Raw genomic sequence first — 9,001 nt, 5'->3', positions numbered from 1 at the left:
AACGAGGGAGTACCCATGGGTCCACTGCTCTACGAGACGAGGGTGGAGACGCTGGAGGCGCTCGCGGACACCATCGTGCCCGGCCCCAAGCGCGGCCGCGGCCATCGCCGACGCCGCCCGCGAGGCGATCTCGGCCGACCATCCGGCGGCCGCCGGGCTGTTGCCGCTGGCGGAGTTGCTGGCCGTCTCCCCCTACCGGCTCAGCCGGGCCTTCACCCGCGAGCTGGGCGTCTCGCTGACCCACTACCGCAATCGGGTGCGCGTGAGCCGGGCGCTCGACCGGCTGGAGAGCGGCGAGACCGGCCTGGCCGCGCTCGCCGCCGACCTCGGGTTCGCCGACCAGGCCCACCTGACCCGTACGATCCGCCGCCACGTCGGCCACACCCCGACGGTCCTGCGCCGCCTGCTGGCCTCCCCCGTCCCCCTCCGGCGGGTGGATTTCGGGTCGCCGGCCGCCGTAAGCTCCCCCAATGCATGATGCAGGTGAGGACCCCCGGCCCGCCCGGGGCGTCGTACGCGAGGTCCACTCGCTCAACGGTCCCGTCACTCTGGCCTACTCCCCCGACCTCGACGGCCTGGCCGATCCTGGGGAGATCGTGTGGGCGTGGGTGCCGTACGAGGAGGATCCGTCGCGGGGCAAGGACCGGCCGCTGCTCGTCGTGGGCCGTACCGGGCGCAGGCTGCTCGGCATGATGTTGTCGAGCAAGGGCGACGACGGCTCCGACTGGCTGGAGATCGGCGCGTGGGGCCGCGACGGGCGGGTGTCGTACCTGCGGCTCGACCGGGTCTTCGTGCTGGACGAGGGCGACATCCGCCGCGAGGGCGCGGTGCTCGACGGCGACCGGTTCGCCCGGGTGGCCTCCGTCCTCATGCAGACGCACGGGTGGGGCGTGGCCTGACCCGCGCACGGCCCGGTCCTCCGCGCACCGGTCCGCTCCCGCAGGGGTGGGCAGTCCTGTAGCCCCCGGGGATGGGCGTGAGGGAGTATCCGGATGGTAAGCGTACGATCCGGTCATCGTCCGAGATCGCCCGCGCCTGCGATCATGGGTGCATGCGTGTTGTGGTGATCGGCAGCGGGATCGTCGGGGCGAGCGCGGCCTACTACCTGAGCGGCCGCGGCGTGGCCGTGACCGTGGTGGACCGCGGCTCCCAGGGCCAGGCGACCCAGGCGGGCGCGGGCATCGTGTGTCCCTGGGTGGACCATCCGGAGGACGACTCCTGGTACCGGCTGACCAGCGAGGGCGCCCGCCACTACCCGAGGCTGGTCGAGGCCCTGGGCGAGGACATCGGCTACGCCAAGGTCGGGGCCCTGCTGGTGGCCGAGGACCCGGTCGATCTCGAACCGGTGCGGGCCCTGCTGCGCCGCCGCTACGCCGACGCGCCCGAGATGGGCGAGGTCACCGACGTGCTGACGCCGTCCGACCTGTTCCCGCCGTTGTCCGACGACCTCAGCGCGCTCCTCGTGCCGGGCGCCGCCCGGGTGGACGGCAGCGCCGTACGCGACGCGCTGCTGCGCGCCGCCGTCGCCCGGGGCGCCGAGGTGCTGCACGGCAGCGCCGTCCTCACCTCCGACGGACAGGTGCGCCTGCACGCCGCCGACGAGGACATCCCGGCGGGGAACGGCCCGCAGTGGGCTCAGCCGGGGCCGGGAGCCGGCGCGGTGAGCGGCCGGACCACCTCCTGGCGCCAGGCCGCTCCGCTCGCGCCGGACTACCCGCCGTCCGCCACCGGCGACCTGACCGAGAGCCCTCTTGAGGCGTCCGCCGAGGGACCGGTCGGCGCAGCGGGCGACGCCCCCTTCGGCGGCCCTCCGGACGGCTCCCCCGGAGGTCCCGCCCCGGCCTCCGAGCCCGTCCCGCCCGTGGTGGAACCGATCGTCCCCGTGCCGCCGGCCGAACCCGTCGCCACTTCCGCGGCCGGACGCGTGCCCGCCGGCGAGGGGGTCCCGCTGGAGGCGGACGTCGTGATCGTGGCGGCCGGGGCGTGGACGGGCGAGGTGTGCCGTCCGCTCGGGGTGGAGCTGCCGGTGTTCCCCCGGCGCGGGCAGATCCTGCACGCCACCCTCGACGGCGTGGACACCGCGTTCTGGCCCATCGTGCTGCCCAGGAGCGGGCCGTACCTGCTGGGGTTCCCCGGCTCGCGGGTGGTGATCGGCGCGACCGTGGAGGACGTCGGGTTCGCGCCCCGGGTCACGATGGGCGGCCTCGAAGAGGTGATCGCAGCGGGGTTGCGGGTGGCGCCCGGCCTGTTCGGGGCGACGGTGTCCGAGACGAGGGTCGGTCTGCGGCCGGTCAACGCCCCCGGCCCCGCGCTCATCGGGCGGCTCACGCCGCGGGTGGTCGTGGCGACGGGGCTGAGCGCGTACGGGCTGACGGCGGGCCCGTTCACCGGCGAACTCGTCGCCAAGCTGGCCCTCGACGAACAACCCCCCATCGACCTCACCCCCTACGCCCCTCGCACCGTCTGACCCACCCGCAGGCCCGGCGGAACCGCGCCCCGGCGCGGAGCCCCGCGCCGACCAGGCCGGCCCGTGGACGCCCGGCGAATGTCCCCGCGCTGAAGGAAAGGCGGCCATCGGGCGCCAGACACCGATGACGCCGCCCCCCGGACGGCAGGCTGAACCAGGACGTGAGCAGGGCGTGCCGCGTCCGGACGGCGGGGGTTGGTGGCAGGTCGGCGTAAAAGGCCATGCGGATCGATGCGGAGGGAGGCTGTCCGCGGGCCCGGACAGGAATTGCCCATTCCGCCGATCGTGGTCATCGGCCACGATCAGGCACCTGACAGTTGTGAAGCCACGCCCACATAGCCGTACGATCCCCCGATCAAGGACCGCGATGTCGATACACGAGAGTCTGGCAATCCTCCGCCGCGCCGCCGAATCCGGAACGGTCATCATCACGGCGTCGGAGCCCGCCTCCGCCGAAGCCGTCCGCAACCGCGAGACTGGACTGAAGCCCCATTTCGGAACCGTCGACTGGACGGCTCCGCCCAGCTACCGGGCTTTCCTCGCCGAGCACAACACCTTTGCCTGCAAGCGCCGGGACGTCTCGTCCAACGAGTACATCGAGTTCGTCGTCGTCGGTGACGACGCCATCGTCGAGCTGAACTCCGATCTCGTGCACATGCCCGAGGGTGTGGACCGCGGCGACGGCCGGTGGCTGTCCACCAACCACCTGGTCGGCTTCGCCCTCGCGGACGCGGACAACGAGGCGGTCTGGTGCTTCGACGTCACCCGGCCGGACGCGGACGGCGAATACCCGGTCTACCACCACCACTACGACGACCAGGAGGGGCGCGCACGCTACGTCGAGGACGGGAGCTGGGAGGAGCTGGCCGGCTCCACCCCGGACTTCCCCACGTTCGCCGCCTGGCTGGACGCGATGACCACCGCGTTCACCGCGCCGGAGCCACCGAGCTGGTTCGCGGAGCTGGGCTCTCCGGGCTTCCACCCGGGGCCGTAGGAGGCCGTACGGGCAGGGCGCGGTCATGGCCGGCGATTCGCGCCGCTCGCAGCAGCGGGCGATGCGGTGGCAGGCGTGGGCGCGTCCGACGTGCCGGGTAACGCCGGCCGCCTCTCCACCTCCGGGAGCCTTGGTGAAGGAGCCGTCCACGGCGATCTCGTCGAGGCACGGATCGTGGTGGCCGAGCAGCTGGTGTCGGCGATCGCCTCGTAGGAACAGCCGAGGCGCGGCGGTCGCGCGCCGGTCCGCGCGACCCCTTGGTCAGACCCCGGCATGATCCGGGCGGCACTGCGCGGATATGGTGGATTTCTCCCCACCGTGATCTCGTGGGGAGGCCGCGTTGCCGCTGTTCGCGCTGCTGATCGTCCTGCTGCTGGCCGCCGGATGCGCCTCCGCCCCGGAACGCACGGAAGCGCCCGAGCGCCCCGCAGAACGGGCCGTTCCCGCCGTCCCCCGTCCGCCGCGCCCCTCGATCCCCGCGCCGATCCCGCTGCCCGCCGCACACGTCAAGGTCCCGTACGCCGCCTCGGGCTCGTACGCCGTGGTGCCCGGCGGCGCGCCCGCCCGAGACGGGGAGGGCGAGGTGGTGCGGTACCTGGTGGAGGTCGAACGCGGCCTGCCGATCGACGGGACCGTGTTCGCGGCCGCCGTGCACCGCACCCTCAACGACCCGCGCGGATGGGCCCGATTCCAGCGCGTCGACCACGGCCCGGTACGGGTGCGGGTGGCGCTGTCCAGCCCGGGGCTGACCGTCCGCCAGTGCCTGCCGTTGCGCACCGGCGGCACGTTGTCGTGCTGGAACGGGACGCGCTCGGTCATCAACGCGCTCCGCTGGGCCGACGGCGTCCCGCAGTACGAGGGCGACCTGGCCGCTTACCGCGACTACCTCATCAGCCACGAGGTCGGCCACAGCCTGGGACACGGCCACCGCGCCTGCCCCGGCCCCGGTCTGCCGGCTCCGGTGATGGTCCAGCAGTCGAAGTCGCTGGGCCGCTGCCGTCCGAACCCGTGGCCCCACCCGGAACGCCGCCCGGACGAGCGCCGCGACGCCCTGGTTCGCAACCCCTGACGGATGGCCGGCCCCCGGAAGCCGCGAACCTCCTACTCGGAAGGGCCCGCGGAGGCGGGAGGAGGGCTCGCGGGGGCGGGCGCGGCAGGAGGGCTCGGGGCGGCGGGCGGAGTGGAGGGAAGTCCGGCGCCTGGGCCGACGCCGCGCAGCAAGGTGTCCACCAGCCGCCCCGCCAGCGCCTCCGGCTCGCCGTCGCGGCTCTGCGCCGCCTCGTGGATCAGCGCGTAGTACACCCGGCGGGCCCACTCCGGCTCCACGTCCTCCCGCAGCACCCCGGCCGCCCGCGCCTGCTGGAACAGCCGGTCGCACCTGGCCTCGACCTCGGAGTGCACGCGGGCCACCTCGGCCCCCGCCGACGGCCCGCGGCTCATCGCGAACCCCCAGTCGATCTTCACCCGCAGCACGTTCGCCGTCACCTGGTAGAGCGCGACCAGCGGCGGCGCCTGCTCGGGACGGGCGGCGTCCACGGCGGCGGCGAACTGCCGGGTGGCCCACTCGGCCATCGCCTCCACCAGCGACTCCCTGGAGGCGAAGCGCCGGTGGACGGTCGTGCGCGCCACTCCGGCCGCCTCGGCGATCTGCTCCATGCTGGCCGCCGGATTCCTGCTGAGCACCCGTTCGGCCGCCTCCAGGATCGTCCGGACGGTCCGCTCGGCGTCGGACCGCAGGGCCCGTGTCGTCCCACTCACACCTCAGAGGGTACAGGACGGTACCCGTTCGATTCGAAGTTGCGTCATCACTGTTGCAGGTTCTAGAGTGATCGCATCACCGCTGATGCAAGAAGGGCGATTCACATGGACATGCGACTCACCGGCAAGACCGCCGTCGTCACCGGGGCGAGCAGAGGGCTGGGGCTGGCGATCGTCAAGGCGCTGACGGCCGAGGGCATGCGGGTCGTGGCCGCGGCCCGCACGATCTCCCCCGAGCTGGAGCGCACCGGCGCGATCACCGTCACGGCCGACCTGTCCACCGCGGCGGGTCCGGCCGAGCTGGTCGAACGCGCGCTGGCCGAGCTTGACGAGATCGACCTCCTGGTCAACAACGTGGGCGGCGGCGACGGCGGCCAGGGGCAGCTCAACGGCTTCCTCGGCTTCGACGACGACGCCTGGCGCCAGTCGTACGACCTGAACTTCCTCAGCGCCGTGCGGGCCACCAGGGCCGCGATGCCCAGCCTGTTGCGGCGGGGCGGCACTGTGATCAACATCTCGTCCAACGGCGCCCGCGTGCCGCACATGGGGCCGGTCGTGTACACCACCGCCAAGGCCGCGCTGACGGCGTTCGGCAAGGCCCTGGCCGAGGAGTTCGGCCCGCGTGGCGTGCGGGTCGCCACCATCTCCCCCGGCGCCTCGCGCACCTCGATGTGGGAGGCCCCCGACGGGTACGGCGCCGCCCTGGCGGCCTCGCTCGGGATGGAGCACGAGCAGTTGCTCGCGGGGCTGCCGTCGGTCACCGGAATGACGACCGGTAGGTTCGTCGAACCGGAAGAAGTCGCCTCCTTGGTGACGTACCTGGCCTCGCCGCACGCCGGGAGCGTGAACGGCGCCGACTACGTCATCGACGGCGGAGCGATCAAGACGGTATGAACTATCGCGATATATCGTAGAACGGGAACACCGGGGAATCCCGCCCGGTTGGGCGGGATGGACATCATCTCCAGGGGAGTGTGGGCAATGGCAGGAATGCGGACCGCACGGCGGATCCTCGCGGGCGGCGCGCTCGCCGCCGCGGCCGGGTGGGCGTTGCGCGGGATACCGGCCGAGCTGGGCGTGCGGCCTTTGACGTCGGGGCCGGACCGGGTGAGCAGGATGCGGCGCTCGCCGCAGTTCAGGGGCGACACGTTCGTCAACCCCATGTCCGAGCCGACCGCCCTGATGACCACGCCCCCGGTGGGTCTGCTGGCCGAGCTGGCCAGGAACAAGGAGCAGCGGCATCCCGCCGGTCCCATCCCGCTGCGCCTGCCGCCGTCCGGCCCGCCGCCGGCCGACGGCCTGCGCGCGGTCTGGTACGGCCACGCCTCCACGCTGGTGGAGATCGAGGGCAGGCGGGTGCTGTTCGACCCGGTGTGGAGCAACCGGGTGTCGCCGTCCCAGCTCGTCGGCCCCAAGCGGCACCACCCGCTGCCGGTGGACATCGGCGACCTGCCGCAGGTCGACGCGATTGCGATCTCGCACGACCACTACGACCACCTCGACATGGCCACCGTGCGCTCGCTCACGCGCACCCAGAAGGCGCCGTTCCTGGTCCCGCTGGGCATCGGGGCGCACCTGGAGCGGTGGGGCGTGCCGCTGTACCGGATCATCGAGCTCGACTGGGACGAGGAGGCCGAGGTGGCGGGCCTGCGCTTCGTCGCCACCGCCGCCCGGCACTTCTCGGGGCGCGCCTTCACCAGGAACGACACCCTGTGGGGTTCGTGGGTGGTGGCCGGGCCGAGCAAGCGGGTGTTCTACGCCGGCGACTCGGGATACTTCCAGGGCTACCGGGGCATCGGGGCCGCGCACGGGCCGTTCGACCTGACGCTGATGCCGATCGGCGCCTACAGCCCGGCCTGGCCCGACATCCACATGAACCCGGAGGAGGCCGTCAACGCCCACCTCGACCTCGGCGGCAAGCTGCTGCTGCCGGTCCACTGGGCGACGTTCACGCTGGCGCTGCACCCGTGGGCCGAACCGGTGGACCGCCTGTGGCGGGAGGCGAAGGCGCGCGACGTCGAGATCGTGGTGCCCCGGCCTGGCGAGGGCATCGACGTCACCGCCGTCCCGTCCGTGGACGGCTGGTGGGAGACCCTGGGATAGCCGTCCCGCCCGTGGACAACTGGCAGGAGGCCCCTGGGATAGCCGTCCCATCCCTGGACGGGTGGTGGGAGACCTTGGGACAGCCGTCCCGTCCGGGGGACGCCGACTGTAGGAGGCCGTACGGCCCCCTACAGTCGTGGGGTGAGCAACATGGAACGTGACCCCCGCGAACTCCGCTGCGCCGCCGACGGCGGCGACCGGAGCGAGGTGCTGACCGGACGCGAGGTGCCGCTGGGCGGCCCGCGCGCGATGCGGGTGAGCAGGACGCTGCCCGGCGTGCACCGGCGGATGATCGGCGCCTGGTGCTTCGTCGACGCTTACGGCCCCGAGCCGGCGCTGATGCGCGTCCCGCCCCACCCCCACACCGGCCTGCAGACGGTGACGTGGCTGCTCGCGGGCGAGGTGCTCCACCGCGACAGCGTCGGCAGCCTGAGCGAGGTGCGTCCCGGCCGGCTCAATCTGATGACGGCCGGGCGCGGCATCTCCCACTCGGAGGAGTCGCCCGGCACGACGCTGCACGGCGTGCAGCTCTGGGTGGCCCTGCCTGAGGCCCACCGGCGTACGGCCCCCGCCTTCGAGCACCACGCCACCCTGCCCGTGTTGTCCGGCCCCGGCTTCGACGCCGCCGTGATCATGGGCACGCTCGGCGGCGTGACCTCGCCCGCGACCACCTACACCCCGCTGGTGGGTGCCGAGGTGACGGTCGACGGCACAGGCGAGGTGCCGCTCGACCCCGCCTTCGAGCACGGGCTGCTGCTGCTCGACGGCGAGGTCGAGCAGGCCGTGCCGGGGGCGCTGCGCTACCTGCCGCCGGGTCCCGGCACGTTGCGGCTGTCGGGCCGCGGGCGGGTGCTGCTGATCGGCGGCGAGCCGTTCGGCGAGGAGATCGTCATGTGGTGGAACTTCGTGGGGCGCTCCCACGAGGAGATCGCCGCCTTCCGGAAGGAGTGGGCGGAGGGCGAGGGCTTCGGCGCGGTCGAGGGCTTCGACGGCGAGCCGCTGCCCGCCCCGGCGCTGCCCTCCATCCGCCTGAAGCCGCGCGGACGGGTACGTCCCGAGACGCGCTAGGGCCTGTTTCAGAAGTCGGGTGAGGAGTCTTAGGCGAGGGCTGCGTGTGCTCGAGAAGCCTGAGCGGTCCAGATGGTGACGTCGGAAGCGATGCGGCTCGGGTCGGTCGCGGTATCAAGACGGTGATACCGACGAAGCGGGTCGCGGTATTCGACCTCGTAGGTGCCATCGTCAAGGCGGGCGACGGAGGCGAACCAGGTGGGGTCCTCTTCGTCTGGTTCGACGATGACGAAGGTGTTGTCGGGCAGGGCGAGGGTGATGATCATCTCGTACAGGGCGCCCTCGGACGGCTCCACGATGAGTTGGCCGCCCTCGGTTTCCGCCTTCAGCCGGATGTACTCGCGCCCCACTATCGGCCCCCTTCCAGGCGTACGGGTCACCGCTCCAACAGGTTGTGCAGGATCCAACCGCGGCCAAGAGCGTGGTCACAACCACTCGTTGACGCAGGCGATGTGCACGGTCGCTTCGTAGCGGACGGCCAGCTTGTCATACCGCGTGGCCACGGCGCGATTGCGCTTGAGCCGGTTGATCGCGCACTCGACGGCGTGGCGCTCGCGGTAGTCGATCTTGTCGAAGGCGGGAGGCCGGCCGCCGCGCGATCCACGTTTGCG

Annotated in this window: 10 protein-coding genes and 2 pseudogenes; 8 read left to right on the top strand and 4 right to left on the bottom strand. The window is 72.8% G+C overall.

Features of this window, described 5'->3' with window-relative positions:
• The 4 genes from ACWEJ6_RS53795 to ACWEJ6_RS53780 form a co-directional block, all read left to right on the top strand.
• On the top strand, positions 1-478 hold a 478-nt coding region (locus tag ACWEJ6_RS53795), incomplete at its 5' end, for a helix-turn-helix domain-containing protein (RefSeq protein ID WP_452433473.1).
• On the top strand, positions 471-899 hold the full coding sequence (locus ACWEJ6_RS53790) for a type II toxin-antitoxin system PemK/MazF family toxin (protein WP_452433471.1): 429 nt from the start codon (positions 471-473) through the stop codon (positions 897-899). The genes ACWEJ6_RS53795 and ACWEJ6_RS53790, both read left to right, overlap by 8 nt.
• Positions 900-1,051: 152 nt before the next feature.
• The gene (locus ACWEJ6_RS53785; protein ID WP_452433469.1) at positions 1,052-2,467 is read left to right on the top strand and encodes an NAD(P)/FAD-dependent oxidoreductase; all 1,416 of its coding nucleotides are present in this window, start codon (positions 1,052-1,054) and stop codon (positions 2,465-2,467) included.
• Between the two features lie 367 nt (positions 2,468-2,834).
• Complete coding sequence (locus ACWEJ6_RS53780) at positions 2,835-3,461, top strand: hypothetical protein (RefSeq protein ID WP_452433475.1); 627 nt, start codon at positions 2,835-2,837, stop codon at positions 3,459-3,461.
• Positions 3,462-3,563: 102 nt separating this feature from the next.
• Here the strand turns inward: ACWEJ6_RS53780 and ACWEJ6_RS53775 are convergent.
• Positions 3,564-3,688: pseudogene (locus tag ACWEJ6_RS53775) on the bottom strand (IS5/IS1182 family transposase); the annotation flags it as partial.
• A gap of 113 nt (positions 3,689-3,801) precedes the next feature.
• Here ACWEJ6_RS53775 and ACWEJ6_RS53770 point away from each other — a divergent pair.
• Complete coding sequence (locus tag ACWEJ6_RS53770; protein ID WP_452433468.1) at positions 3,802-4,530, top strand: DUF3152 domain-containing protein; 729 nt, start codon at positions 3,802-3,804, stop codon at positions 4,528-4,530.
• A gap of 32 nt (positions 4,531-4,562) precedes the next feature.
• Here the strand turns inward: ACWEJ6_RS53770 and ACWEJ6_RS53765 are convergent, their stop codons facing one another.
• Positions 4,563-5,219, bottom strand: coding sequence for a TetR/AcrR family transcriptional regulator (locus ACWEJ6_RS53765; protein ID WP_452433466.1), 657 nt, complete (start codon positions 5,217-5,219; stop codon positions 4,563-4,565).
• A 105-nt stretch (positions 5,220-5,324) separates the two neighbouring features.
• Here ACWEJ6_RS53765 and ACWEJ6_RS53760 point away from each other — a divergent pair, with 105 nt between their 5' ends.
• From ACWEJ6_RS53760 to ACWEJ6_RS53750, 3 genes are all read left to right on the top strand, one after another.
• Positions 5,325-6,113 carry an SDR family NAD(P)-dependent oxidoreductase gene (locus ACWEJ6_RS53760; RefSeq protein ID WP_387669368.1) on the top strand — a complete coding sequence of 263 codons (789 nt, stop codon included), beginning with the start codon at positions 5,325-5,327 and terminating at the stop codon, positions 6,111-6,113.
• A gap of 87 nt (positions 6,114-6,200) precedes the next feature.
• Positions 6,201-7,322 carry an MBL fold metallo-hydrolase gene (locus ACWEJ6_RS53755; protein WP_452433464.1) on the top strand — a complete coding sequence of 374 codons (1,122 nt, stop codon included), beginning with the start codon at positions 6,201-6,203 and terminating at the stop codon, positions 7,320-7,322.
• Between the two features lie 141 nt (positions 7,323-7,463).
• Positions 7,464-8,390, top strand: coding sequence for a pirin family protein (locus tag ACWEJ6_RS53750; protein ID WP_452433462.1), 927 nt, complete (start codon positions 7,464-7,466; stop codon positions 8,388-8,390).
• 29 nt (positions 8,391-8,419) lie between these two features.
• On the opposite strand, the gene ACWEJ6_RS53745 is transcribed toward ACWEJ6_RS53750, so the two are convergent.
• Both ACWEJ6_RS53745 and ACWEJ6_RS53740 read right to left on the bottom strand, forming a co-directional pair.
• Positions 8,420-8,740, bottom strand: coding sequence for a hypothetical protein (locus ACWEJ6_RS53745; protein WP_452433460.1), 321 nt, complete (start codon positions 8,738-8,740; stop codon positions 8,420-8,422).
• A 75-nt stretch (positions 8,741-8,815) separates the two neighbouring features.
• A pseudogene (locus ACWEJ6_RS53740) lies at positions 8,816-9,001 on the bottom strand (IS5-like element ISDge16 family transposase); the annotation flags it as partial.

It is taken from the genome of Nonomuraea sp. NPDC004702 (assembly GCF_053601695.1).
This window is presented reverse-complemented; position numbering and strand designations above follow the sequence as displayed.

What these genes read in the sequence shown, in the direction of transcription:
- ACWEJ6_RS53790 (WP_452433471.1), top strand. Translation starts at nt 471, where the DNA reads ATGCATGATGCAGGTGAGGACCCCCGGCCCGCCCGGGGCGTCGTACGC.
- ACWEJ6_RS53785 (WP_452433469.1), top strand. Translation starts at nt 1,052, where the DNA reads ATGCGTGTTGTGGTGATCGGCAGCGGGATCGTCGGGGCGAGCGCGGCC.
- ACWEJ6_RS53780 (WP_452433475.1), top strand. Translation starts at nt 2,835, where the DNA reads ATGTCGATACACGAGAGTCTGGCAATCCTCCGCCGCGCCGCCGAATCC.
- ACWEJ6_RS53760 (WP_387669368.1), top strand. Translation starts at nt 5,325, where the DNA reads ATGGACATGCGACTCACCGGCAAGACCGCCGTCGTCACCGGGGCGAGC.
- ACWEJ6_RS53755 (WP_452433464.1), top strand. Translation starts at nt 6,201, where the DNA reads ATGGCAGGAATGCGGACCGCACGGCGGATCCTCGCGGGCGGCGCGCTC.